At 69.8% G+C, this 25,646-nt stretch carries 20 protein-coding genes; 9 read left to right on the forward strand and 11 right to left on the reverse strand.

Annotation, left to right across the window (positions count from 1 at the left end):
- Positions 1 to 55: 55 nt before the first annotated feature.
- Positions 56 to 811, reverse strand: coding sequence for a hypothetical protein (locus tag J8J14_RS01795; RefSeq protein ID WP_209377676.1), 756 nt, complete (start codon positions 809 to 811; stop codon positions 56 to 58).
- Between the two features lie 246 nt (positions 812 to 1,057).
- Between J8J14_RS01795 and J8J14_RS01800 the strand changes: the two genes are divergently transcribed.
- Complete coding sequence (locus J8J14_RS01800) at positions 1,058 to 1,402, forward strand: hypothetical protein (protein ID WP_209377677.1); 345 nt, start codon at positions 1,058 to 1,060, stop codon at positions 1,400 to 1,402.
- Positions 1,403 to 1,459: 57 nt separating this feature from the next.
- Here J8J14_RS01800 and J8J14_RS01805 read toward each other — a convergent pair whose 3' ends face one another.
- On the reverse strand, positions 1,460 to 3,778 hold the full coding sequence (locus J8J14_RS01805; protein ID WP_209377678.1) for an NADP-dependent malic enzyme: 2,319 nt from the start codon (positions 3,776 to 3,778) through the stop codon (positions 1,460 to 1,462).
- Positions 3,779 to 3,926: 148 nt separating this feature from the next.
- Positions 3,927 to 5,519, reverse strand: a complete 1,593-nt coding sequence (locus tag J8J14_RS01810; RefSeq protein ID WP_209377679.1) for an ABC transporter substrate-binding protein — start codon at positions 5,517 to 5,519, stop codon at positions 3,927 to 3,929.
- A gap of 140 nt (positions 5,520 to 5,659) precedes the next feature.
- Here J8J14_RS01810 and mutS point away from each other — a divergent pair, with 140 nt between their 5' ends.
- The 3 genes from mutS to J8J14_RS01825 all read left to right on the forward strand — a co-directional run bounded on the left by mutS (position 5,660) and on the right by J8J14_RS01825 (position 11,474).
- The gene (gene mutS / locus J8J14_RS01815) at positions 5,660 to 8,392 is read left to right on the forward strand and encodes a DNA mismatch repair protein MutS (RefSeq protein WP_209377680.1); all 2,733 of its coding nucleotides are present in this window, start codon (positions 5,660 to 5,662) and stop codon (positions 8,390 to 8,392) included.
- Positions 8,389 to 11,118, forward strand: a complete 2,730-nt coding sequence (locus J8J14_RS01820) for a [protein-PII] uridylyltransferase (RefSeq protein ID WP_209377681.1) — start codon at positions 8,389 to 8,391, stop codon at positions 11,116 to 11,118. Before mutS ends, J8J14_RS01820 begins: the two co-directional genes overlap by 4 nt.
- Positions 11,119 to 11,183: 65 nt before the next feature.
- The gene (locus tag J8J14_RS01825; protein WP_209377682.1) at positions 11,184 to 11,474 is read left to right on the forward strand and encodes a hypothetical protein; all 291 of its coding nucleotides are present in this window, start codon (positions 11,184 to 11,186) and stop codon (positions 11,472 to 11,474) included.
- A gap of 43 nt (positions 11,475 to 11,517) precedes the next feature.
- Here the strand turns inward: J8J14_RS01825 and J8J14_RS01830 are convergent, their stop codons facing one another.
- Complete coding sequence (locus J8J14_RS01830) at positions 11,518 to 12,351, reverse strand: IclR family transcriptional regulator (protein ID WP_209377683.1); 834 nt, start codon at positions 12,349 to 12,351, stop codon at positions 11,518 to 11,520.
- A 176-nt stretch (positions 12,352 to 12,527) separates the two neighbouring features.
- Here J8J14_RS01830 and J8J14_RS01835 point away from each other — a divergent pair, with 176 nt between their 5' ends.
- The 4 genes from J8J14_RS01835 (at position 12,528) to J8J14_RS01850 (ending at position 16,903) form a co-directional block, all read left to right on the forward strand.
- Positions 12,528 to 13,703, forward strand: a complete 1,176-nt coding sequence (locus J8J14_RS01835) for an NADH:flavin oxidoreductase/NADH oxidase (protein WP_209377684.1) — start codon at positions 12,528 to 12,530, stop codon at positions 13,701 to 13,703.
- Between the two features lie 18 nt (positions 13,704 to 13,721).
- Complete coding sequence (locus tag J8J14_RS01840; RefSeq protein ID WP_209377685.1) at positions 13,722 to 14,609, forward strand: SMP-30/gluconolactonase/LRE family protein; 888 nt, start codon at positions 13,722 to 13,724, stop codon at positions 14,607 to 14,609.
- Between the two features lie 8 nt (positions 14,610 to 14,617).
- Positions 14,618 to 15,841, forward strand: a complete 1,224-nt coding sequence (locus J8J14_RS01845; RefSeq protein ID WP_209377686.1) for a CaiB/BaiF CoA transferase family protein — start codon at positions 14,618 to 14,620, stop codon at positions 15,839 to 15,841.
- Between the two features lie 99 nt (positions 15,842 to 15,940).
- Entirely contained in the window at positions 15,941 to 16,903 is a 963-nt protein-coding gene (locus J8J14_RS01850) for a tripartite tricarboxylate transporter substrate binding protein (RefSeq protein WP_209377687.1), read from the forward strand.
- A 29-nt stretch (positions 16,904 to 16,932) separates the two neighbouring features.
- Here the strand turns inward: J8J14_RS01850 and J8J14_RS01855 are convergent, their stop codons facing one another.
- Positions 16,933 to 17,889, reverse strand: a complete 957-nt coding sequence (locus J8J14_RS01855; RefSeq protein WP_209377688.1) for a hydroxymethylglutaryl-CoA lyase — start codon at positions 17,887 to 17,889, stop codon at positions 16,933 to 16,935.
- Between the two features lie 217 nt (positions 17,890 to 18,106).
- Here J8J14_RS01855 and J8J14_RS01860 point away from each other — a divergent pair, with 217 nt between their 5' ends.
- The gene (locus J8J14_RS01860) at positions 18,107 to 19,084 is read left to right on the forward strand and encodes a Bug family tripartite tricarboxylate transporter substrate binding protein (protein ID WP_209377689.1); all 978 of its coding nucleotides are present in this window, start codon (positions 18,107 to 18,109) and stop codon (positions 19,082 to 19,084) included.
- Positions 19,085 to 19,137: 53 nt separating this feature from the next.
- On the opposite strand, the gene J8J14_RS01865 is transcribed toward J8J14_RS01860, so the two are convergent.
- The 6 genes from J8J14_RS01865 to J8J14_RS01890 all read right to left on the reverse strand — a co-directional run bounded on the left by J8J14_RS01865 (position 19,138) and on the right by J8J14_RS01890 (position 25,593).
- A complete protein-coding gene (locus tag J8J14_RS01865; RefSeq protein ID WP_209377690.1) occupies positions 19,138 to 20,343 on the reverse strand; it encodes an acyl-CoA dehydrogenase family protein in 1,206 nt (401 codons plus the stop codon).
- Positions 20,344 to 20,383: 40 nt separating this feature from the next.
- Positions 20,384 to 21,625 carry an acyl-CoA dehydrogenase family protein gene (locus J8J14_RS01870; RefSeq protein ID WP_209377691.1) on the reverse strand — a complete coding sequence of 414 codons (1,242 nt, stop codon included), beginning with the start codon at positions 21,623 to 21,625 and terminating at the stop codon, positions 20,384 to 20,386.
- 157 nt (positions 21,626 to 21,782) lie between these two features.
- The gene (locus J8J14_RS01875) at positions 21,783 to 22,262 is read right to left on the reverse strand and encodes a hotdog family protein (protein WP_209377692.1); all 480 of its coding nucleotides are present in this window, start codon (positions 22,260 to 22,262) and stop codon (positions 21,783 to 21,785) included.
- A 5-nt stretch (positions 22,263 to 22,267) separates the two neighbouring features.
- Positions 22,268 to 22,786, reverse strand: coding sequence for an FAS1-like dehydratase domain-containing protein (locus J8J14_RS01880; RefSeq protein ID WP_209377693.1), 519 nt, complete (start codon positions 22,784 to 22,786; stop codon positions 22,268 to 22,270).
- A 37-nt stretch (positions 22,787 to 22,823) separates the two neighbouring features.
- Positions 22,824 to 24,059, reverse strand: coding sequence for a CaiB/BaiF CoA transferase family protein (locus tag J8J14_RS01885; RefSeq protein ID WP_209377694.1), 1,236 nt, complete (start codon positions 24,057 to 24,059; stop codon positions 22,824 to 22,826).
- Positions 24,060 to 24,231: 172 nt separating this feature from the next.
- A complete protein-coding gene (locus J8J14_RS01890) occupies positions 24,232 to 25,593 on the reverse strand; it encodes an MmgE/PrpD family protein (RefSeq protein WP_209377695.1) in 1,362 nt (453 codons plus the stop codon).
- Positions 25,594 to 25,646: the final 53 nt, after the last annotated feature.

Raw genomic sequence — 25,646 nt, forward strand, 5'->3', positions numbered from 1 at the left:
CGGGAAGCCGGTGGACAGCCCGGCACTGGTCATTTCGGTCAAGGCCAGCGCAAATCTACATAGGCGGCATCTCAGGCGGTGGTGCCGGCGGGATCGGCATGACGCCTGTGCGAAGATACTCGTCCATGCAGGCTTCCTCTGAACGGCTGCCAGCGATCGTCGCAATGGCGCCTATGAGCCCGAGCATTGCGGCGCCTCCGCCGGGGTTCTGCGAACTGCAGATCGCCACAGCCCGGCGATCCCGGACTTCCCTGGTAGCCAAGTCCACGATGGCCTTCGTCCGCGCAGGATCGGCCCGCGTTGAGCGAGCGATAGCGGCGTCCACGTCGGGCGAGCCGCTGAGTGCGAGCTGAACGAAGGGTCTGAGCTCTGGCGGGGCGATCGAGTGTTCGGCAAGAACTTGCGGGCTACTCACTCGGGTCAGATCAACCGCTGGAGGGCGACAGGACACGCAGGGAAACGGTTGCAGCATGTACGGGATATCGACGGTGAGCTCGCTTCCCCGCCGGCCCTGCCAAGGGAAGAAGGCCTGATTGAAGCGGCTATTGTTCTTGGTATCACGGAAGCAGAGCGGCTGCGGGCGTCCGTTGTGCTGGAACAGCACCGGGCTAGTGGAGCAGAATTCTTCCTGTCCATCCGCTCGAGACGGAACAAGAACTTGCTGCGGCCGCACCCGGACGCTTGCGGTCCAGTTGATGCGCCCTTCCGGGGCACTTGTGATTACAGCTATTTCGTTCCGAGTGGACTGTTCGATATTGGCCGTCGCGCATGCTGCAAGGCTTAACAGAGTGAGAAGAACGGCGTAGCGCACGGCGGAGCCTCCCTAGGAAGCGTTCATCCTGGAATCCTCCGACGCACAGGGCAAACCTGCGGACAGCACAGGAGGGAGGGCGGATGGCGATTGTGAGCCAAGTGACCGAAGCCGTCTTCCGGTCCCGCTTCGAGAGTCAGATGACCGCTGGGGCCCATGCTGCCGCTGCCTTGATGACCAAATTGGCTGAGGCGGTGGAGGTCCGAGGAGCGGGTCGGCTCCCAAACCAAAACCGCCGGCGCGTGGGTGAGGCAGAACGACCGCGATACTCAGGCGGCGGAGAAGGCGCGCCTTCGGGGTGCAGGGCGCGCAGTTGCTTGGCGCATTGGGCACGGGCAGCGCATAGCGGGCGCGGTGCTCACGGTGGGCACGCTGATTGCGCAGTTCGTCGGTAGCATGTCTTCGGCGGATGCGTTCACCAAGGCCATTGAGGACCAATCAACCGCCTATGACGCGATAGAGGCGGCATGGAAGCGGCGCCGCCCCGGGATCGACGAGGAGGCCGCCAAGGTCGTCCAAGTGGCCGACTACTATGCCTCCCTCACCGCCGAGCAGCGCCGGGGCGCGGAATTGGTACTCCGGCGGCAGTAGGCGCAGCTTGAGGCGACGGGGGAGGAGGAGTTCCCTCCTCCCCCTGTGCCGAAAGCGCTACTTCACCAAAGAGTCATGGGCCGCGAGGCAGGCCATATCCAGGATGTTGTTCACCCCGGCCGCGATCGAGAGGATCTGCGCCGGCTTGGAAAGCCCCATGAGCAGCGGCCCGATGGCGGGGGCGCTGGTCAGGCGGGGGATGGCCTTGGACAGTATATGGGCCGCGTGCAGCCCCGGCATGACAAGCACATTGGCCGGGCCGGTGAGGCGGCAGAACGGGTAGAGGCTTTGCAGGCTGGGGTCGAGCGCGACATCGGCCGCCATCTCGCCCTCATACTCGAAGCCCACATCACCGCGCGCATCCAGCAGCTCCACCGCGTCCCGCACCGTCTTGGGGATCACGCTGCCGCGCGGGTCCCCGAAACTGGAGAAGGAGAGGAAGGCCACGCGCGGCTCCAGGCCGAGGCGGCGGGCCTGGGCGGCGGATTGCACCGCGATTTCGGCCAGGGTCTCGGGATCCGGGCGCTCATGGATGGCGGTATCGGCCAGCAGCACCGTGCCCACGCGGCGGGTCAGCAGCATCGTCAGCCCGAAGAGCACGCCCTTGCCGCCATCCGATGCCGGGGCCGGGTCGATGGCCAGGCTGATCTGCTTCAGGCTGGCCGCGTAGGAGCGGGTGGTGCCGGTGATCATCGCATCCGCATCGCCCATCGCCACCATGCAGGCGGCGAAGATGTTGCGGTCCAGGTTCACCGCGCGCTGCGCATCGCGGAACAGGAAGCCCTCGCGCTGCTTCCGGGCATAGAGGTATTCCGCATAGCGCCGGTTGCTGTCGGACCGCGCGGCGTTGTGGAGCTCGATGCCATCCGGCAGCGGCACGCCGAGCGCGGCCACCGTCGCCGTGATCCGGTCCTCGCGACCGACCAGGATGGGCGTGCCATAGCCGGCGTTGCGGAAGGCGATCGCGGCGCGGATCGTCTTCTCCTCCTCGCCCTCGGCGAAGACGACGCGGCGCGGGTTCTGGCGCACGCGCTCGGTGATCGCCTCCAGCGCGCCGCCGGCCGCGTCCAGCTTCTGCGCGAGCGACCGGGCATATTGCTGCAGGTCGGTCATCGGCTTGCGGGCGACGCCGCTTTCCATCGCCGCCTTCGCCACGGCGGGAGACACGCGGGAGATCAGCCGCGGGTCGAAGGCATGGGGGATGATGTATTCGGGGCCGAAGCGCAGCCCGGCGCCACCGCCGGCCCCCGCCACCTCCTCCGGCACGTCCTCCCGCGCCAGCATCGCCAGCGCCTCGGCGGCCGCGATCTTCATCGCCTCGTTGATGGTGGTGGCGCGCACATCCAGCGCCCCGCGGAAGATGAAGGGAAAGCCGAGGACGTTGTTCACCTGGTTCGGGTAGTCGGAGCGCCCGGTGGCCACGATGCAGTCCGGGCGCGCGGCCTTCGCCTCGTCCGGGGTGATCTCCGGGTCCGGGTTGGCCATGGCGAAGATGATGGGCTGGTCCGCCATCGCCTTCACCATCTCCTGCGTCACCGCGCCTTTCTTCGAAAGGCCGAAGAAGGCGTCCGCACCGCGCAGCGCCTCGGTCAGGGTGCGGACCTCGGTCTCCGCGGCATGGGCGGATTTCCACTGGTTCATGCCCTCCACCCGGCCGCGGTAGAGCACGCCCTTGGTGTCGCACATGATGATGTTCTGCGGCCGCATCCCCATGGCGCGCAGCAGCTCGGCGCAGGCGATGGCGGCCGAGCCCGCGCCGTTGATGACAAGCTTCGTGGTCTTCAGGTCGCGGCCTGTGAGATGGCAGGCATTGATGAGCCCCGCCGCGGCGACGATCGCCGTGCCGTGCTGGTCGTCATGGAAGACCGGGATGTCCATGATCTCGCGCAGGCGCTGCTCGATCACGAAGCATTCTGGGGCCTTGATGTCCTCCAGGTTGATGCCGCCGAAGGAGGGGCCGAGAAAGCGGACGCAGTTCACGAACTCGTCCACGTCATAGGCATCGACGCAGAGGTCGATGGAATCCACGTCGGCGAAGCGCTTGAACAGCGCCGCCTTCCCCTCCATCACCGGCTTGCCGGCCACCGCGCCGAGATCGCCGAGGCCGAGCACCGCCGTGCCGTTGGAGATCACGGCCACCATGTTGCCCTTGGCCGTGTAGTCATAGGCGAGCGACGGGTCCCGGTGGATTTCCAGGCAGGGCTCGGCCACGCCTGGCGAGTAGGCGAGGGACAGGTCGCGCGCCGTGGCGAGCGGCTTGGTGAGGCGTATCTCCAGCTTGCCGGGCTTGCCCTCGGCGTGGAGCGCCAGCGCTTCCTCACGGGTGATGCGGGCGGTGCGGGAATCCCCGGATCCGGTGCGGCGCGCGTCGTCCATCGTCAATCTCCCGCTGTCCAACTCATTCCTGGGCGCCAGGACCGCCGCATTTAGCGTGCCGTTGTCCGCACGGGAATGAACCCGGCGAGATTTTTGCATGCTGCACTGCGGAAGCTGCGCTGCGGGACGAAGCCGCCCCGCCGCTTCCTCAGCTCCGCCGGACGCTCCAGGGATAGGGCGTGCTGCCCTCCAGCAGCCCGGTCAGGTCCCGCCGGAAGGCCGTGCGGATGGTGAACTGGCCCAGCGGCACGGTGGAGACCTCCTCCAGCGCCAGCCGGTTCAGCGCCTCCGCGGCCCGGGCACGGCCCGCCTCGTCCGGGGCATCCAGCCACTCCGCCGTCAGCGCCTCGGCCTTGTCGCTCTTCCACCAGCCGAACCAGCCGGCCTCGCCCTGGCCGCGGATCAGCGGCGACATCGCAGGGCTGCCATAGGTGTTGGAGGTGCCGGTGGTGTGGAAGATGCTCCAGCCGCCCCTCTCCACGGGTTCGCGCGAGTTGCGGCGCTGGATCACCGTGCCCCAGTCGCTCTCGGCCAGTTCCACATTCATCCCGATCCGGCGCAGCGCGTCGTTCGTCACCTGGCCCAGCGGGCCGATATCCGGGAAATCCGTGGGATTGATGATGACGACCTTCTGGTTCGCATAGCCCGCCTCCCGCAGCGCCGCCCGGGCCGCGTCCAGGCTGCCGGGCATCAGGTCCGGATGATCCTTGTAGTAGGGGGTGCGCTTGGGGAAGAGGCTGCGCGTATCGGTCCAGACGGAGGTGTCATCCCCCTGGGCCGCGCGCATGTAGTTCTCCTGGATCGCCGAGAGCCGCACGGCCTGGCGCAGCCGCACGTCATTGAAGGGCGGCTGCAGGCAGTTCAGCCGCATCAGGGCCATGCGGCCCTCCACATCCAGGATCTCCTGCCGGATCTCGCGGTTGCGGGCCAGCATCGGGCGCAGGTCGGACAGCGGGCGCTCCCACCAGTCCACCTCGCCATTGTTCAGCGCCGCCGCGGCGGTGGAGGCATCGGGGATCACGTGCCACTCGATCCGCTGCATATGCGCGACCTTGCCGCCCGAGGCACGCTCCGGCGGTTCCTGGCGCGGCACGTAGCCGTCGAACTTCTCATACACCACGCGGGAGCCGGAATTGTACTCGCCGGGCAGGAAGCGATAGGGGCCGGAGCCGACCATCTCCGTCACCGCCCGCGTCGATTCCGTCGCGGCCAAGCGTTCCGGCATCATGAAGCAGACGCTGGCATCGGGCTTGGCCAGCGCATCCAGCATCAGCGGGAAGGGCCGGCTCAGCCGCGCCTCGAAGCTGCGGTCGTCGATCACCCGCCACTCCTCCACCCGGCGGGCCATGAGCTGGCCGAAGGGGTCGCGCACCGACCAGCGCTTGATGCTGGCCACGCAATCCGCCGCCCGCACCGGCTCCCCGTCATGGAAGCGCAGCCCCTCCCGCAGGCGGAAGCGCCAGCGGCGGCCGTCATCCAGCACCTCATGTCCCTCGGCCATCTGCGGCTGGGGGCGGTTCCGGGCATCCACGGCATAGAGCGTGTCGAACACGTAGTAGCCGTGGTTGCTGGTGACGGTGGCGGTGGTCCAGACCGGGTCCAGGCTGGTCAGGTTCGCCTGGGGCACGAAGCGCAGCGTGCGCGCGCGCATGTCCTGGCCCAGCGCCGGGGCGGCCAGGCCACCCGTTCCACCCATCAACGCCACGCCGGCACCGGCGCGAAGCAGGCTTCGCCGATTCATCCCGAACATCTCCTCTCGGTGCCCCCTCGCCGGGCCTTTGGACGAAGCCTGCCCTCCGGGTGCCACAGGCCGCAAGCTTTGCGAGGGGCGTGGCCAGGGCCTGCTGGACCGATCCCGCGCCCCAACCTAGGAGTCCTCCCATGGACTCCGTCCCGCCGATCCCCAGCGCCCCCATCCCGAATCCGGCCGGCGCGACCCCTGCACTGGCCCAGTGGTTCGCCGCCAAGCAGGCGCATCCCGATGCCCTGCTCTTCTTCCGCATGGGCGATTTCTTCGAACTGTTCTTCGGCGATGCCACGACGGCCGGGGAGGCGCTGGGCCTCGCCGTCTCCCACCGGGGGGAACACCAGGGCCAGCCCGTGCCCATGGCCGGCGTGCCCGTGCATGCCATGGAAGCCTACCTCGCCCGCCTCATCCGCCGTGGCTTCCGGGTGGCCATCTGCGAGCAGATGGAGACACCCGAGGCCGCCAAGGCCCGCAAGGCGCCGGCCGTGCGGCGGGAGGTGGTGCGCATCGTCACCCCCGCCACGGTCACGGAGGAGGCGCTGCTGGAGGGCGCCCGCCCCTCCTGGCTGCTGGCCCTGGCGCCCGAGGGGGCGGAGCGGGTCGGCGCCGCCTGGCTGGATGTCTCCACCGGCCATGTCTGCACGGAAAGCGTGGCGGCGGCCGAACTCGGCGCCCTTCTCGCCCGGCTGGACCCGGCCGAGGTGGTGGCGCCTGGATCCCTGGCCGCCGGCGATGCGCTGACCCCGCTGGGCGGGCTGGTGCGCGAGGCCGCCCCGCCGCGGGACGGCGCAAGGCTGGCCGCCGAGGCCTGGGGTGTGGCGAGCCTTTCCGCCTTCGGCAGCTTCACCGAGGGCGAGGCCAATGCGCTGGCCATGGCGCTGGACTATGTGCGCGGCGCCTCGGGCGGCACCCTCCCCCGCCTGGCCCCGCCCGAGGCGCGCGGAGGCGAGGGCACCTTGCGGATGGATGCGGCCACGCGCCGCAGCCTGGAGATCCTGAAGGCCGAGCGCGGCGGCAAGGACTGCCTGCTGGGCGCCGTGGACCGGACGCTGACCGCCGCCGGGGCCCGGGAACTGGCCGCCCGCCTCGCCAGCCCCCTGGCCGAGGCCGCCCCGATCGCCGCCCGGCATGATGCGGTGGCGTTTCTCCTCGCCGCCGGCTCGGTGCGCGCCGCGCTGCGGGATTCGCTGAAGGGTGCCCCGGACATGGCCCGCGCCCTGGGCCGCCTTTCCGTCGAGCGCTTCTTCCCGCGCGACCTCGCCAGCCTGCGCGACGGCCTCGCCCGCGCCGAGGCCATGCAGGCCGCCTTGCGGGACGCTGCGGGCGTGCCTCCCATCCCGCCCCTCCTGGTGGCAGCAGGCCAGGCCCTGGTGCCGGGGAACTCCCCCCGCGCCGAGCTCGACCGCGCCTTGGCCGGGGAGCTGCCAGCCAGGCTGGAGGATGGCGGTGTGGTCGGCCCCGGCTATGACGGGGAGCTGGATGCGCTCCGCCGCCTGCGGGACGATGCGCGCGGCGCCATCCTGGCGCTGCAGATGGATCTGGCCCAGGCCTGGGGCGTCGCCAGCCTGAAGATCCGCCACCACCAGCAGCTCGGCTTCCTGGCCGAGGTTCCGGCGGCGGCCGGCGAGATCCTGCTACGGCAGAAGCCCGCCCCCGGCCCCATGGCCCCGGTGCACCGGCAATCCATGGCCAGTGCCCACCGCTTCACCTGCGGCGCGCTGACGGATCTCGACCGCAGGCTTTCCCAGGCGCGTGACGAGGCCTCGCGCCGGGAGGCGCTGGTGATCCGCCATCTCCGCAAGCTCTGCCTGGACGCCGCGCCCGCCATCGCCGCGGCGGCACGGGCCGTGGCAGAGATCGATGTCCATGCCGCCTCGGCCGAGCTGGCGGCCTCCGGCGGCTGGTGCCGGCCGGACATGCCGGATCGCCCGGATTTCTGCATCGCCCAGGGCCGCCACCCCGTGGTGGAGGCCGCGCTGCGCCGGAACCGCGGCCCCGCCTTCGTGCCGAACGACGCCGATCTCTCCCCGGGCCGCCGCCTCTGCCTCCTCACCGGCCCGAACATGGCCGGCAAGTCCACCTATCTCCGCCAGAACGCCCTTATGGTCGTCCTCGCCCAGGCCGGGCTCTACGTGCCGGCCGAATCGGCACGCATCGGGCTGGTGGACCGGCTCTTCTCGCGCGTCGGCACGGCGGACGACATCGCCGGCGGCCGCTCCACCTTCATGGTGGAGATGAGCGAGACGGCGGCCGTGCTGAACCAGGCCGGCCCCCGCTCCTTCGTGGTGCTGGACGAGGTCGGGCGCGGCACCGCCACCTGGGACGGCCTCGCCATCGCCTGGGCGGTGCTGGAGGCGCTGCATGACCGGCTTCGCTCCCGCACCCTCTTCGCGACCCATTTCCACGAGCTGACGGCGCTGGCCGGGAAGCTGCCGGAACTCGCCCCCGCCGCCATGAAGGTGCGGGAGCACCGGGGGCAGGTGGTGTTCCAGCACCTGGTCGGCCCCGGCGCCTCGGAACGGTCCTGGGGGCTGCATGTCGCCCGCCTTGCCGGCGTGCCCCGGGATGTGGTGGGGCGGGCAGAGGCGGTGCTGGCCTCGCTGGAGGAACGCGCCCGGGGGCTGGACCCGCTCTCCGGCGAGCTTCCTCTCTTCGCCGCCGCCCCGGCCCGGAATCACGCCCCCGGTCCTTCCCCCGCCCGCCCGGAGCCGGACCCAGATCCCCTGCGGGAGGCGCTGGAAGCCCTGGACCCTGATGCGATGGCGCCACGCGAGGCGCTGGAAGCCCTCTACCGGCTGAAATCCATGCTTACGGGTCACGGGATGGCTGTTGCGCCGCAGCGCGACTCCTTATCTTCCGTCGAATGAACACTGCTGGCCTCGGCGCCGCCGAAGCCCCGGCCACGACGTTACCGGGGCTCGAGGGGCTGCATTCCGCCCCGCCTCCCCCCCGCGACGCGGCCCTGGGGCTGCTGCGCCGTCATCTCAGCCGCATCCAGGGCGGGATGCAGGAACGGTTCGAGCAGGAGAACCTGCCGGGCCTCGTGGCCGCGCGTGCCCTGGCCAGCGAGATGGACGGGCTGATCGCCACCATCCTCCGCTACAGCCTGGCCGCCACCGCCGGGCCAGGGCCGGCCCCCGCCTTCGCCCTCGCGGCCACGGGCGGCTATGGCCGCGGCACGCTGGCGCCCTATTCGGATATCGACCTTCTTTTCGTCTCCGACGCGCCGCTGGACGCGGCCGGGCGCCGGGCGGTGGAGTTCATGCTCTACCTGCTCTGGGATCTCGGGGTGAAGGTCGGGCATGCCACCCGCTCAGTCGCTGAATGCATCGAGGACGCAAGGTCCGACACCACGGTCCAGACCGCCCTGCTGGATGCCCGCTTCCTGGAGGGCGACCAGGGCGTCTATGCCCGCTTCGAGGACGCCTTCACCGCCGCCCGCCAGGAATGGGGCCTGGGCCAGTTCCTGCACGCCAAGCAGATCGAGCGCGGCCTGCGCCATGCCCGCTACGGGGACAGCCCCTATCTGGTCGAGCCCCATATCAAGGAGGGGCGCGGCGGGCTGCGGGACCTGCAGACCATGTACTGGTTGGCCCGCTATGCCTTCGGCGTCGAGAAGATGTGGCAGATGGTCGGGCCCGAGAGCCCGGGCGGCGGGCTGCTGACGGCGCAGGAGGCCCGCGCCTTCCGCCGCGCCTGGTCCTTCCTCTGGTCCGTCCGCTTCCACCTCCACTATGTCACCGGCCGGGCCGAGGAGCGCCTGACCTTCGACCTGCAGCCCGTGGTCGGCGCCCGCATGGGCTACACCCGCCATGGCAAGCAGGACGGGGTGGAGCGCTTCATGAAGCACCTCTTCCTCACCGCGCGCGAGGTGGTGCGGCTGAAGCGCCTGCTGGAGCCGGCGATCGAGCGGGCGGCGCTGGGCATGCCCGCCCTGCAGCCCGCCGCGGACGAGGCGATGCGCCAGGCCGGGCTGACCCTGGCGGATGGCAAGATCCTCTTCGCCCCGGACCATGACATCGCGGCCGACCCGGCGGTGATGCTGCGCATCATGCGCTTCGCGCGCGACCGGGGGCTGGAGATCCATCCGCTCGGCCTGCGCGCCCTCATCCGCAATGCGCGCTACGCCACGCGCCTGCGCGGCCAGGCGGCCGCGAACACCCTCTTCCTCGATATCCTGGCCGGCAAGCAGAGCGCCCGCTGGCTGCGCGCCCTGAACGAGGCCGGGGTGCTCTCCAGCCTCATCCCGGAATGGGCCCGCATCGTCGGGCTGATGCAGTTCGACACCTATCACGTCTTCACCGTGGAGGAGCACACGATCGAGGCGGTGGGCGTGCTCAACGCGCTGGAGCGGGGGGAGCTGGACACCATCGCCCCCGTGGCCTCGGAGCTGGTGGGGCAGCTGCAATCACGCCGCGCCCTCTATGCCGCCGTGCTGCTGCATGACATCGCCAAGGGACGGGGCGGCGACCATTCGGAGCTGGGCGCCGGGATCGCCCAGGAGCTCTGCCCCCGCCTCGGCCTTTCGCCCGAGGAGACCGAGACCGTCTCCTGGCTGGTGCTGAACCACCTGCTGGTCAGCCAGACCGCCTTCAAGCGCGACATCGACGATCCCAAGACCATCCTGGACCTGGCCGAGGTGGTGCAATCGCCCGAGCGGCTGCGCCTGCTGCTGGTGCTGACGGTCTGCGACATGCGCGCCGTCGGGCCCAAGGTCTGGAACGGCTGGAAGGCCACCCTGCTGCGCGAGATCTACTGGCGCGTGGCCGAGGTGCTGGCCGGCGGGCTTTCCGTGCCCGAGCGCGACGTGCGCGTGGCCCGCGCGCGGGAGGCGGCCTCGGCCGCGCTGCAGGGCCGCCCTCAGGCGGAGATCGACCATTTTCTCGGCCTGGGCTACCCGGGCTACTGGCTTTCCTTCGACCCGGAAACCCATGCCCGCCACGCCTCCATGATCCGGGAGGCGGAGGCGACCGGCGCGCCGCTGACCGTCCGCACCGAGGTGCTGGAGGACCGGGCGGTGACGGAGGTGACGGTGTACACGGCCGACCATCCCGGGCTGTTCAGCCATATCGCGGGCGCGCTCGCCGTGGCCGGGGCCAGCATCGTGGATGCCCGCATCCATACCATGACCAACGGCATGGCGCTGGACACCTTCTGGGTGCAGGACGCGGCCGGCGGCGCGCTGGACGCCCCGCACCGCCTCGCCCGGCTCTCGGTGATGGTGGAGCAGGCGCTCTCGGGCCGGATGCGGATCATGGACGAGATCCGCAAGGTGAAGCGCGAGCCCGCCCGGCTTCGCGCCGTGACGGTGCCGCCCCGCGTGGTCATCGACAACCACGCGAGCAACACCCACACCGTGATCGAGGTGAATGGCCGCGACCGCCCGGGGCTGCTGCATGACGTGACGGCCGCCATATCCGCCCAGGGCGTGCAGATCGCCTCCGCCCATGTCACCACCTATGGCGTGCGGGCGGTGGACGTCTTCTACGTGAAGGATCTCTTCGGCCTGAAGGTGGAGAACGAGCGCAAGCTGGACAGCCTGCGCGGCGCGGTCCTCACGGCCCTCACGGCGGAGCCTGCCCCGGCCGCCTGACCGGTGGCGGGGACAACCCCTCCCCTCCCGGGGCGTTCCCTCCGGGAGAGATGGAGGAGGTGAGCATGGCCGAGGATCGCAAGAGCAGGGTTCCCGGGGATTTGGAGAACTGGGGCACGGAGACGAAGAATGCCCGCCCCTCCAGCGTCGGGCAGCATGATCCGCTGCGCGATGACAATGGCGACGATTCCGGGCCGGGCCTGGATCCGCAGGACTACAAGAACCCGGACCACGCGGACGAAGCCTCCCACGGGCCGGCCGGCCACCATGCCACGGTGCCGGTGAAGGAGGCTTCCGAGATCAAGCCGGGCGCGAAGCGCGACGCCCCGCCTCTCCGTGGCACGGTGGAGGATTGAGTGCCCCGGGCCATGGCTGGCGCCCTGGCCCGGGATCACCACTTCAGGACATGAGCAGGCGCGACTGCGATTTCATCTCCTGCCGGGTCAGCGCGTGCCGCAACGCTTCCGCAAGCTCCGCCAGGCGTGGCCCCACATCGGATCGCAGCCGTGCCACGCTCAGGGTCACCGAGGCGGAACCGCAGTTGATGGCGTAGGGCACCGAGCCGTCCGGCCCCAGCAGCGGTGCGGCCGCGGTGTTGTAGCCCTTGTGCAGCACCCCGTTGTTGATGATGAAGCCGCGCGCCCGGTACTCGGCCAGGGCCTGCGCGAAGCCGGCCCGCGCCTTCTCCCAGCGCGGCCCGTCCTTTGCTTCCATTTCGGCGATGGCGCGGGCGCGCTCCTCGTCCGACACGCCGGCCAGCCAGGCCCAGCCCAGTGCCGAGCTGGAAAGCGGCACGCGCGAGCCCACGCGAAGATTCAACAGCAGGCGGTTGTTGCTCTCGCAGCGCTGCAGCATGACCATGTCCACGCCGTCGCGCGCCGCGAGGCCGCCGGCGCCCTCGAAGGCATCGGCGAGTTCCTGAAGATGCGGCCGCGCCACCTCCGCGATGCCGAGCCCGGCAATGGCGCTGTGGCCCAGCCGAAGTGCCGCGAGGCCGGGGCGCAGCTTCTCACCCGCCACCGTCACGAGCACGCCCATCTCCAGCATCGTGTGGCAGAGACGCCAGACGGTCGGCTGGGGAAGCTTCGTCATCCGCGCCAGGTCGGAGCCGCTCAGCTCGGGCTGGTCGGGCGTGAAGCATTGGAGAAGTTGCAGCCCGCGCGCCAGGGCCGTGACGAACTGGCGGTCCTTGGCTTCGTCGGCCTGGGGAGGGGCGGCTTTGGTGCGGGCCAAGAACGGGGTCTCCGGATCGGGAATGTGGCGCGGGACGGTTTACGCCCGGCCGATCGCGTGGCTAACATCGCAGCAAGCGACTATAGCATTCGCACAGCGAATAAAAAAGAGCTGGATTGTCCCTTCCTCCGTGCCGCGCCCAGGCGGCGGGAAGGGCGGGAGGAAAGATCACGCCCATGCCGCAGGCCCCCCTGCTCTTCGAGCCGCTTGCGCTGCGTGGCCTCACGCTGCGGAACCGGATCGTCCTCTCCCCCATGCTGACCTATGCCGCCGAGCGGGGCCATGTCACGGATTGGCACCTGATGCACCTGGGGAAGTTCGCCGCCGGCGGCACCGGGCTGGTCTTCATGGAATCGACCAAGGTGGATCCGCGCGGCTGCACCACGCCGCGCGATCCCGGGCTCTGGAAGGATGAGTTCATCCCCGGGCTGGAGCGGATCACCCGCTTCGTCAAAGGGCATGGCGCGGCAATCGGACTGCAGCTCGGCCATTCCGGCCGCAAGGCCCGCAACTCCGTGCCCTGGGAAGGGCGCGCCCCCCTGGCCAGCCACCCCGGGCTGGACGACGGGGCGGAGTGGGAGCTCGTGGCGCCCAGCGCCATCGCGGCCAGCCCCGCCGCCGCGGTCCCGCGCGCCCTGAGCATCCCCGAGATCCAGGACATGGTCGCGTGCTGGGGCGCCGCCGCCAGCCGTGCCCACCGCGCCGGCTTCGACGTGCTGGAGGTGCATGGCGCCCATGGATACCTGCTGCACCAGTTCCTGTCCCCCGCCGCCAACCGGCGGGAGGACCGATATGGCGGCAGCCCTGAGAACCGGATGCGCTTCGCGGTGGAGGTGGTGGAGGAGGTGCGCCGCCACTGGCCGGCCGAGAAACCCCTGTTCTTCCGCGTCTCCGCCATCGATGAGGATGGCGGCTCGATCGAGGAGACGGTGGCCCTCTGCCGCGTGCTGCGCGCCAAGGGGGTGGATGTGATCGATTGCAGCTCGGGCGGCATGACGCCCCGCTCCATCGTCGATCCGGCGGACCGGCCGGGCTATGGCTACCAGGTGCCCCATGCCGCCCGCGTGCGGGCCGAGGCCGGGATCGCCAGCATGGCGGTTGGGCTGATCGTGCATGCCGACCAGGCCGAAGCGATCCTGCAGCAGGGCAGCGCGGATCTCGTCGCGATCGGGCGCGAGATGCTGCACAACCCGAACTGGTCGCTCGACGCCGCCCAGAAGCTGGGCGTCGGCAACGCCTTCGCCGCGATCCCGCCAGCCTATGGCTACTGGCTCGAGAAGCGCGACAGCGCCGGCTTCGGCGGGCGTCCCTCCACCTGGCAGGCCGGCATCGAGCCGGCCCGCGCCCCCTAGCGCCAGGAAGGCGAGCCCATGCCCAAACTTCCGCAACCCGAGATCGAGGTGGCACACCAGGGCGGCGACCTCGTCGGGGAATGCCCGATGTGGCACCCCGTGGAGCAGCGCCTGTACTGGGTGGACACGCGCCGCCCCTCGCTGCAGCGGCTGGAAACGGACGGCACGGCCCGCCGCTGGCCCATGCCCAGCAATATCGGGTCCTATGTCTTCCGCCAGGGCGGCGGCGTGCTGGCCGGGCTGAAGCAGGGCTTCGCCACCATCGACCTGGAAACCGGCGCGATCACGCCCGTCCTCGATCCCGAGCCCGACCGGCCGGAGAACCGCCTGAACGACGGCCGTTGCGACCGGCGCGGCCGCTATTGGTGCGGCTCTCGCGATCCCGGGGACGAAAACCCGGGTGGATCGCTCTACCGGCTCGATCCGGGCTTCTCCTGCGAGCGGATGGATACGGGCTTCATCGTCTCCAACGGCATGGCCTTCAGCCCGGATGACCGGACGCTGATCTTCGGCGACAGCCGCGGCGAGACGATGTGGCGCTACGACCTGGACATGGAGTCCGGGCGGATCAGCAACAAGCGCGTCTTCCTCTCCACGGCCGGCCTGCCCTGGCGCGTGGACGGCGCCACCTTCGATGCGGAAGGATATTACTGGTGTGCCCTGATCGGGGATGGCGCGGTCGGGCGCTTCGATCCGGAAGGAAGGCTGGACCGCATCGTGCGGTTGCCCGTCTCCCATCCGACCATGTGCAATTTCGGCGGGCCGGATCTCGATGTGCTCTACGTCACCTCCGGCACCGTCTTCCTGAACGAGGTGGAGCGGGCGCGGCAGCCCCTGGCCGGCGCGGTCTTCGCGCTGCGCGGGCTGGGCGTGCGCGGCGTGCCCGAGCCGTTCTTCGCAGGATAGGGCGGTTGATGAACGATCTTCCCGGGACCATCGCGACGGCGGAAGGGGGCCCTCTCCAGGGGCTTCGGGTGCTCGACCTGTCCCGCCTCGTCTGCGGCAATGTGCTGACCATGCTGCTCGGTGATTTCGGCGCCGAGGTGGTGAAGGTGGAGGAACCGGGGCCGGGCGACCCGCTGCGCGCCTGGATCGCCGATGGGGTGAGCGCCCATTGGAAGGTCTATGGCCGCAACAAGCGCAGCATCGCGCTGAACCTGCGCAGCCCCGAGGGGCGCGCGGTGCTGGAGCGGCTGATCGCCCGGGCCGATGTGCTGGTGGAAGGCTTCCGCCCGGGCACGCTGGAGCGCTGGGGCCTGGGGCCGGAGCTGCTGCTGCAGCGGCACCCGGATCTCGTCATCCTGCGCATCTCGGGCTTCGGGCAAACGGGCGCCTACCGGATGCGGCCGGGCTATGGCTCGCTGATCGAGGGCCTGTCCGGCTTCGCCTCGCGCAACGGCTTCGCTGACCGCCCGCCCCTGCTGCCGAGCTTCCCGCTGGCCGACATGGTCGCGGGAATGATGGGCGCCTTCGCCACGGTCACGGCGGTGCGGGCACGGGAAGCCGGCGGCCGCGGACAGGTTGTCGATCTTTCGCTGCTGGAACCGATGGTCGCAATGTTCGGGGCCGACGCGCTGCTCCAGGGGCTGACGGGCACGGTGCGTGGCCGCACCGGCAGCCGCGGCAGCTCCGCCGCGCCGCGCAACACCTATCGTACGGGTGACGGAAACTGGCTGACCATCTCGGCGCCCATGCAGTCCATGGCCGAGAAGCTGTTCGACGCGATGGGGCACCCCGAGATGAAGCGCGACCCGCGCTTCGAGACGAACAGCGCGCGCATGGCGAATGTGGAGGCGCTCGACGCCGCGATCACCGCCTGGCTCGCCTCGCGCAGCGCAGCGGAGGCCTGGGCGACGCTGGACGCGGCAGGCGTGACCGCCGCCCCGATCTACGACGCGGCGCAGCTTGCCTCCGATCCGCATGTCGTTTCGCGCGGGGTGTTCCGCACGGTGGCGGACACGGAGCTGGGCAAGGTGGTGATGCCGGATGTCACGCCGCGCCTCTCCGCCACGCCCGGATCGGTGCGGCGCCCCGCCCCGGCCGTGGGAGGGGACAGCCGGGCCATCCTGGCCGAGGCGGATTACGACGAGGCCGAGATCGCCGCCCTGATCGCGTCGGAGGTGGTGGCAGAGGGCTGAAGGAAGCGCGGCCCGCCGAGCTGCGCGAAGACATCTGTAAGCAGAAGCGCGTCAAGCAAATGAAAGGGGCCCTAAGGCCCCGCCAAGGGAGAGAAGCGCATGAAGAACATCCTGGGGGCGATCCTCGGAACAGCCCTTTGCGTCGCGGCCTGTGGCGGGGCGGCGGCGCAGCCCGCCGCGCCCTATCCGGACCGCCCGGTGCAGATGGTCGTCTCCTGGCAGGCAGGCGGCGTGGTGGACACCATCGGGCGGGCCCTGGCGCAGGCGATGTCGGACCTGTCCGAGGGACGCTTCGTGGTCATCAACCGCGACGGTGCCTCCGGCATCGTCGGGGCCCAGGCGGTCTCCAGCGCAAGGCCCGACGGCTACACCATCGGCTTCGGCCCCATCACGCCCATCACCACCGCTTCCCATACCGTGCGCGGCGTGCCCTTCACGGTCGATTCCTTCGAATATGTCTGCAAGGTCTTCGAGAACGTCCTTGCCGTGAGCGTGGCGGAGACATCGCCCTTCCGCAGCATGCCCGAGCTCATCGCGGCCATCCGTGCACGGCCGGACACGATGACCTATGGGCATTTCGGCACCAACAGCCTGGGGCACATCTCCTTCGCCAACATCGTCCGCGGCCTGTCGCTGCGCGTGACCGACGTGCCCTTCCGCGGAGAGACGCCGATCTATCCGGAGATGCTCAGCGGCCGGCTCGATTTCGGCATGGGCACGGTGGGCGGCGCGCGGGGCAAGCCGGTGCGCCTGCTCGCCGTGTTCGGGGACCAGCGGAGCGCCGCAGCGCCGGATGTCCCGAGCACGCGCGAGCTGGGTCTGCCAACCCTCCAGCCGGTCCTCTCCGGCATCACCGTGCCGCGTGGCACGCCGGCCGCGATCACGGAACGGCTTGAGACCCTGTGCCGCCAGGGCACGGAGGAGAGCTCCTTCCGGACCGTGATGGGCCGGCTCGGCGAGCCGATCCTCTATGCCGGGCAGGAAGCCTTCACCGCCCAGGCGCGGCGCGACAATGCCGAGAAGATCGAGGTCGTGCGCGCCCTGGGCCTCGTTCCGCAATAGGCGGGCCGGGGCACCGCCCCGGCCCCTCCTCAGGCAGCCTGGCGGAAGGCGTCCAGGCTGCCGGCATGGATCAGCTCGCTCGGCAGCTGGTGGCCGACGATGGCTTCCGCCATGCGCCCGACCTCGATCAGCGCATCGAGATCCACCCCGGTCTCGATGCCCATCTCGTGGCAGAGCAGCACCAGCTCCTCCGAGCAGATATTGCCTGCCGCCCCCTTCTGCCCGGCGAAGGGGCAGCCGCCCAGGCCGCCGACGGTTGCATCGAACCGGTCGATGCCCATCTTCAGCGCGGCATGAGCATTGGCGACCGCGAGGCCCCTGGTGTCGTGCAGGTGCAGCGTGATGTTCTTCTCGGGCCAGCGTGCGCGCACCTCGCCGATCACGCGCTCGATCCGCCCCGGCATGGCCCAGCCCATCGTGTCCGCCAGCGAGAAATCGGTGATCTCGGCCCCGGCCTCGGCGGCGATGGCGAGGCCATCCTCCAGCGTGCTGATCACCTGCGCGGGCGTGATGTCGCCCTGGTAGTTGCAGCCGAAGGCCGCCATCACGCCGATGCGGCGGACCGGCACGCCATGGGAGAGGTGGAGCGCGGTCTGCTTGCGCATGGCCGCGAGGTTCTCGGCATGGGTACGGTTGAGGTTTTTCTTCGTGAAGCCCTCGGACGCCGTCAGCGAGATAGATCCGGCGATGGTGAGCTTGTCGCGGAAGGCCAGCGCGCGGTTCAGGCCGCTCTCATTGAACCACAGCGCGGTGTAGCGCACACCCGGCTTCGCCCTGAAGCCGGCAACCGTATCCTCGGCGTCGGCCCAGCCCGGCACCACCTTCGGGCTGACGAAGGAGCAGACCTGGATGTGGTCGAGCCCGGTCTCGGCCAGCGCCTCGATCAGGCGGATCTTGTCGGCGGTCGCGATCGGCCCCGGCTCGATCTGGAAGCCCTCGCGCGGTCCCTCCTCCTGGATGTGAACGCGCTTCGGAAGGTCGGACATGGAAGTGTTCCCCGTGTTCTTGCGCCGCATGCCTGGAGCCGGTGACGCGGCAGGATCCGCCCTGATGCCGGAACGGGCCGCGCAAGGCCATTGAACACTCCGCACCAAACAAGGCAATCTGAATTTCAAACAGCCTACTCGTCCCGCGAATGAAAGCGGGCGGGAGACGCCGAAGCATCCATCGAAGGATGCGCGGCCATCAGGAGAGGACGCCCTCATGCTCAACCGACGCAACCTCGTGGCCCTGGCGGGCCTCGCCGGCCTGGGACATGCCGCAGGAGCCCAGGCGCAGGCGGAGGCCTTCCCCAACCGCCCGATCCGTCTTGTCGTGCCCTACACGCCCGGTGGTTCGGTGGATCTGATGGCGCGGGCCTTCGGGACGCGCTTCTCGCAGGTCACGGGGCAGCCGACGGTGGTGGAGAACCGGCCAGGCGCTTCCACCATGCTCGCCACGGAGTATGTCGCGCGCGCGACGCCCGATGGATACACGGTCCTGTCCGGCGGCACGCAGCTCGCGCTGATGCCGCATCTGGGAACACGTACCCCCTATGACCCGGACCGCGACATCGTTCCCGTGGCGGTGCTCACCATCGTGCCCTATCTGCTCGTGGTGAACCCCTCGCTTCCTGTGCGCACCGTGAAGGAGCTGATCGCCTATGCGAAGCAGCGGCCGGGGGAACTGAACTACGCCTCCTTCGGCGTGGGCGGCGCCGGGCACCTGGCGGCCGAGATGTTCAACATGCTGACCGGCGTCGAAAGCGTGCATATCCCCTATAACGGCACGGCCCCCGGGCTGAACGACGTGATGGGCGGGCGCGTGGCCATGAGCTTCTGCACCATCCCGCCCGCCATCCCCGCCATCGAGGCCGGGCGCCTGCGCCCCCTTGGCCTGACGGGAACGCAGCATCTTTCCGCGCTGCCCGGCGTGCCCACCATCGAGGAAGCCGGCGTGCCGGGCTATGAATGCGTGAGCATGAACGTGATGTTCGCGCCAAGCGGCGTGCCGGCGGACCGCCTGCAGCGCCTGAACGAGGCCGTGACGACGGCGCTGCGCGAGCCCGAACTGCGGAAGCTGCTGGAGGAGCAGGGATTCGTTCCCGCCGAGCCGATGAACCCGGCCCAGACCAAGGTCAGCTTCGACACCTCGGTCGCGAAGCTAGTCCAGATTATCAAGAAGGCCAATATCCGCACCTGACGCGGAACACGCGCCGCGGGGCCGGCCTGTGCGCCGGCCCCGCGGAAAGCGGTTCAGGCCACGCGCCGCTCGGGCTCCGCGGCCACCGGCTCCACCGGAACGGGCTGGCCGAGAACGACATGGCCGGGGCGGTCGATCAGCGCTTCCGCGATCCGTGCGCGATGCTCATAGGTCGTGCCGAGCCGCATGCCCCAGGCGGCCACGCGCCGGTACCAAAGGTGCAGGTCCAGATCCATCATGAAGCCGATGCCGCCATGGATGATCTGCGCGTTGCGCGCCGAGGCCAGGCACTTCTCGTTGCAGAAGGCCTTTGCCTGCGACACCTCGACGCTGTGCGGCAGCCCCTCATCCATGCGCCACAGCGCCTCACAGGTGAGTAGCTCGCCGCCATCGATCCAGATGACCATGTCGGCGCACATATGCTGGATGGACTGGAAGGCACCGATCGGCTGGCCGAAGGCCTCGCGCATCTTGGCATAATCGATCGCCAGCTCGGCATCCTTTCGCGCGGCGCCCAGCATCTGGGCGCAGAGCAGGGCCGTCGCCCTGTCCAGCATGCGCTCGACGATCGGCCATGCCTCGTCCGCGCGCCCGATCATGTTCGCGGCGGGAACACGGACCTGGTTGAAAAGGACCTCGCTCTGCTTGTCCTTGGCCGTCGTCACGAGCGGCGTCTGCGAGATGCCGTCGGACTTCGTATCCACGATGAAAAGCGATAGCCCCGCGTTGCTGCCGCGCGCCGGCGCCGTGCGGCAGACGACGAGGCACTTGTCCGCGGCGACGAAGTTGTCCACGAACATCTTGCGGCCCGAGAGGACATAGTCCCCCCCCTCGGCAGTGGCGGTCATCGTGACCGCTTCCGGCCGTGCACGCGGATCCTCCTCGGCGAAGGCCCAGGTCAGCACCTGCTCCCCGGCCACCACCGCGGGCAGGATGGCCTCGCATTGCGCCCTGGTGCCGGCCTCGGCGATCGTCAGCGCGGCCACGCAGGTGCTGTGCAGCGGAAGCGGCGCGACGGCGCGGCCGACCTCCTGCAGGATCAGGCCGAGATAGACCAGCGGCATTTCGGAACCGCCATAGGCCTCGGGAAGCGAGATTCCCTGCCAGCCCAGCTCCGCCGCCTTGCGCCAGAGGTCGGGGGGATAGCCGAGCGGGTCGGCCTCCATGGCACGCACGAGCTGCGGCGGGCATTCCCCGTCCAGGAAGCTTCGCGCCGATGTGCGCACCATTTCCTGTTCGTCGGTCAGCAGGACATCCATGTCAGTGGTCCATCATCCCGTTCTGTCTGGGGCGGTGCGTCTAGTTGCCCGCGGCCTTCTGCCGGCGCGGGCCCGGCATGCCGAGGCCGCGGCGCGCCACCTGGTCCCGCATGATCTGGACGCCGCCATGATTGACGCCCGACTGGAAGGCACCGAGGACGTTATGCGCGAAGACGCCCTCCTCCACCGCATGCGGGGAGCCCCTGAGAAGCTGCGCATAGGGCCCGAGCATCTGCGTGATGGCTTCCGTGGTGCGCACGCCGTGCTCCGGCGCCCACACCTTCTCCGCCGCGCCCTCATAGCTGAAATCGCGGCCGCGCTGGACGATGGACATGCTGCGCATCGTCATCAGGCGGCAAACCTGCGCCTCGGTCCAGAGCTCCGCCACCTTGTCGCGGATCGCGGGGTTGTCGGCATACCCCTCGAGCCTCGTCTCCTTGAGCCAGTTGACGATATCCTCGTCCCGCCGGACGGACATGACGTAGCGGAAGGCGCCGACCCGATCGAGGTTCAGCCCGTCCGCCGCCACCTTCCAGCCCTTGTTCTCCCCGCCCAGCAGCGTGCTCTCATGCACGCGCACATTGTCGAAGAAGGTCTCGTTCGTCCGCGCCTCGCCATAGGTTGTGCCCAGCGGCGCGCGGGGATTGTTCTGGATGGACCAGAGCGGGCGCACGGTCACGCCCGGCGTGTCCAGCGGGAAAATGAAGATGGACAGGCCCTCGCGCTTCGGCAGCGTGGGGTCGGTGCGCGCCATCAGGTAGATATGCGTCGAGAGATGGCCCGAGGTTGTGTAGATCTTCTGGCCGTTGATCACGAAATGGTCGCCATCCCGTGTCGCGCGGCAGCGGAGGCCGGCGAGGTCCGCGCCCGCCTGCGGCTCGGTAAAGCCAAGGGCGAAGGTGATCTCGCGGCTGATGAGCCGGGGGATGTAGTAGCGCTTCTGCTCCTCGGTGCCGGCGGCCATGATCGCCGGCGCGCCGCTGCCGCTGAGGCTGATGTTGAGGCCGACCCGCATGAAGGCCTCCTCGACGATGTACTGGCTGATGCGGTCGCCGCCCTGGCCGCCATATTCCTTCGGATAGGCGATGCCGAGCCAGCCGCGGTCAAGAAGCTTGCGGTAGAGTTCCCGCATATGGGAGCCGAAGGGGTCGCCCGTTCCCCCGCGCATCACGTCGTCCTGCGCTTCCTTGTCCCGGAGCACATCGGGCGTGACATGCTCCTGCACGAAGGCCTCGACCTGCCTCCGCAGTTCTTCCTGTTCAGGCGTGTATCCGAAGTTCATGGCATTTCCCGCTATGGGAGGTCAGGAGGCCTGGCCCTCGTTGCGCACCGGCCTTGCCGCCGTTATTCGCAGAGCGACTGCTCTATTCTTGGCATCACGGTAGGCGCGCGGGTCCTGGCCGGTCAAGGAATTCACCGGTTCCTGGGATCCGGCGGCCTCAACCGGATGTGGGGGGCACGAAGGGATAGGGAACGGCCGGGCGCCCCCGATAGGGCAGGGCGACCACGGCGGAACCCGGCGTGGATTCAACGCCGTTCTCGTTGGTGATGCCGACGTCAAGCTCGACCAGCCCGTAATCCGGCGTTTCCTGCTTGCCTGTCACCTTCGCCCAGATGGAGAGCCTTTCGCCGGCGAGGTTCATCGCCCGGAACTGGAACCGGACCTTCCAGGCCCAGCCCTCGCGCCCCGCCCATTCCTTCAGGAGCTGCGCGATGAACTGCTGCTTGAGCGAACCGTTGATGAGCAGGCCCGGAAGCTTGTCATGCCCCGTCGCGAAGGGCTGGTCGTAATGGATCTTGTGCCAGTTCTCCATCGCGGCGGACCAGCGCATCAGATGCGGCGTGGTGAGGGGCCCCTTGCCGAGCGGGGCGACCATGTCCCCGATGGAGACGTCCTCGAAATCCAGTCTCTCGCGCATGCTGCTCACCGCCGGATGATGGTCTTGCGCGCGCGCAGCAGCAGCTGGCCCGCCTCGGTCGTGAATTCGGTTTCGATGATCACGAGAAGCATCGGGCCTGACCGCGTCTCCTTCTCCTGGATATCGGCATACCGGGACTTTTGGAGCACGCGCTCGCCATGCCGCGCATAGGCGAAGAACTCCACCTCCGCCCCGCCGTTCAGCAGCGCGAGGCCGTGCAGCGGAAGCTCGGGCAACCCGTTGCCCACGCCCATGACGATGCCATCGAAGTCAGGATCATGCGCGCGTTCGGTCAGCACGTCCGGTGCGCCGAAGGGGGTGCGGAACATGAAGGAGGGATAGAGGGGCGGGGCAACCGCGCCGCCGTAGCGCGCGCCCGCCTCGGCCGACGCATAGGCAGGGTCGGGGTCCATGATGGCCTGGGCGTAGCGGCGCACCGCGCCGGGCTCTATGGCGTCGCAGGCCAGGAAGGGCTCGCCCTCCCGCCCGATATAGGCTCGCACCTCGTCCGTCAGCAGCGGCATTCCGGATCCATCCTCCCGTTCATTCCCGCCCTGGCGCCTATCCGGCCTGCCGGGGCAGGTCGCCCTCGCGCCAGCCTTCGTCGAGGCCGATCACGCCACGCGATGCCAGCGCCTCGATCTCCGCCTCGGCATAGCCGACCGCACGCATGACCTCGGCCGTGTGCTGGCCAAGCCGCGGCGGCGGGAGGGCTATCGCAGCCGGCGTCTCGCTGAGCTTCACCGGCAGCCCCGCCATCCGCATGGCGCCGAGGCCGGGCAGGTCGATTTCCGCCACCATCTCGCGGGCCGCTACCTGTTCCTCGGCCACCACCTTGTCCAGGCGGTTGATCGGGCAGCACGGAACCTCGTTCGCCTTCAGCAGGACTTCCCACTGCGCGACGGGCTTCGTCGCCACAACGCCGCCGATCAGCCCGATCAGCTCGGCCCGGTTGGCAACCCGGCGCGCCGCATCGCTGAAGCGCGGGTCATCCACCCATTCCGGCCGCTCCAGCGCCGCGCAGAGGCCGCGCCACATGCGCTGGTTGAAGGCGGAGATGACGATCCAGTCGTCAGCCGCCTTGAAGGCCCGGTAGGTCGGGCTGGTGAGGGCGCCGCTGCCGCTCGGGCCCGGCACCTCGCCGGAGGCGAAATAGCGTGTCACGAAATGCGCGAGCATCGACATCTGGCCTTCGAGCAGCGAGGTGTCCACGCGCTGCCCACGCCCGGTCCGGTGCCGCGCCTCCAGGGCCATCATCACGCCGATCGTGCCGAGCATCCCGGCACCGATATCCGCCACCGACATGCCCATCTTCACCGGGCCGCCGCCTTCCTCCCCGGTGATGCTCATGCCGCCCGCATAGGCCTGCATGAAAAGATCGTTCGCCGGCTCCGCAGCCCGCGGACCGCTCGCGCCGAAGCCGCTGATGGAGCAGTAGATGAGGCGCGGATTCTCGGCCTGCAGGCTTTCCCAGTCCAGGCCGGCGCGGGCCAGGGCGCCGATGCGGTAATTGTCCACCAGGATATCGGCGCCCGCGATCAGCCGGCGCGCGACGGCGGCGCCCTCGGCGGATTTGAGGTCCAGCGCGACACTGCGCTTGTTGCGGTTCGCCGAGCCGAAATAATAGCCCATGGCGCCGGAGAAATGCGGCGGCCAGGAGCGGCTGTCATCGCCCGCGCCCACGCGCTCGATCTTCACCACCTCCGCACCGAAGTCGCCCAGCGTCATGGCGCAGAAAGGGCCGGCCATGGCGACGCCGACCTCGATCACGCGAAGTCCGGCCAGCGGCCCGCTCATCGGAAACGCCGCAGGATGCAGGTCGCGGGCAGCCTTTGCTGGAACAAGCTCTTCTCCCGGTGCCAGGGCCGCCGCGCCGGCAACCCGCTTTATTCTCTGTGCGAGTTATTCTCTCGCATATCGAAAAGGTTATAAGCGGATCGCCGGCCTGTAAACCGCAAAGCGCCGCAGGTCAGGCAGCGCGGGCCAGTTCCTTCGCCGCGCCCAGGGATGCGATGCCGTTCAGCCTTTCGAACAGCGCCTCCGCGCGCGCGCCCTCGCCGGCGGCAGCCAGGCAGTCCATGAACTTCGCCCGCAGCTCGGCATCGCTCAACGGAAGTGTCGCGTGCCCGCGGGCCCGGCGCACGGATTCCTCGATCTGCTCGCCGCTGCGTAGCCGGACGCGAACAACATCCGCTGGAGCGTAGCCGGGCAGGTTGGGATCCGCCTCGTCGGTTGGGATGACGGTGACGCGCCGCATGAGGGCCTGCACATCGGGGCGCTGCACGAAACCGTCGGACAGTTCCACCAGCCCGACCTTCCCGGCGATCAGCGCGCAGGCCATGTCGAACTGCGCGCTGAACTTCGCCTCCAGCCCGGTCTGGGGCAGCGCGTTGCGCAGCACGGCGGCATGGGCGCGGCTGATCACCACCTCGATCGCCTCCACGTCCTCCGCCCGGATCGGGCGGCGGGCGACAAGCGCCAGCATCGCGTCCGTCGCGCGGTGGCCGCAGTAGCAGATCGGGAACTTCTTGATGCTCAGCCCGTGCTCAAGGATCCGGAACTCGCTCCCGAAGCCCGGGTTCGGGCCATCGAGATTCAGCGTGCGGCCACGCGGCGAGATGGCATAGAGGAAGCCGCGCGGATGCTCGATGGCGTCGAGCGAGGCCGTCATCCCGGCCCCGGCCAGGCGCGCAGCCATCACGCCCGCATGGGCCGACCGCCCGGCATGGAAGGGCTTGGTCATCGTGCCGAAATTGGCACCCAGCCCGGCGCTCTGGGAGGCGCCCAGCGCGATGGCCTGCGCGGCCGTATCCGCATCCAGCCCGCGAAGCCGGGCGCAGGCGGCGGCGGCACCGACCGCGCCGAACACACCTGTCGGGTGCCAGCCCTTTTCGTGATGGTAATCCTGGTCATGCGCGGTCAGCTCCGCCCACACCTCGTATCCGGCCACATAGGCCGCGACCATCTCGGCACCTGTCGCGCCGAGCGCCTCCCCCTCGGCCAGGATCGCGGGCACCAGCACGGTGCTGGGATGGCCGCGCAGCGCGACGTCATCATAGTCGAGCGCATGGGCGGCCGTGCCGTTGATCCAGGCCGCCTCCGGGGCTGGCGCGCGCAGCGGGCCGAAGGTGAGGGCCGCCTCGCCCTTCGGCCCGGCCACGCCGAGCGTGTCGCGAAGGATGCCGACCACCGGTTCGTCGCGGCCGGCGATCATCACGCCCACGCAATCCACGAAACCGGTGCGCGCGACCGACGCCGCCTCCGCCGGGATGGCCTCGGGCCGCAAGCCGCTGACGAAGGCGCCGAGCGCCCGGGTGATGGAGCCGCTCATCGGATCAGCCCTCCCGGCCGCGATCGGGGACGGCGTCCCCATCCGGCCGCACC

Origin of the sequence: Pararoseomonas baculiformis (genome assembly GCF_017813395.1) — a bacterium.
GTDB lineage: Bacteria > Pseudomonadota > Alphaproteobacteria > Acetobacterales > Acetobacteraceae > Roseomonas > Roseomonas baculiformis.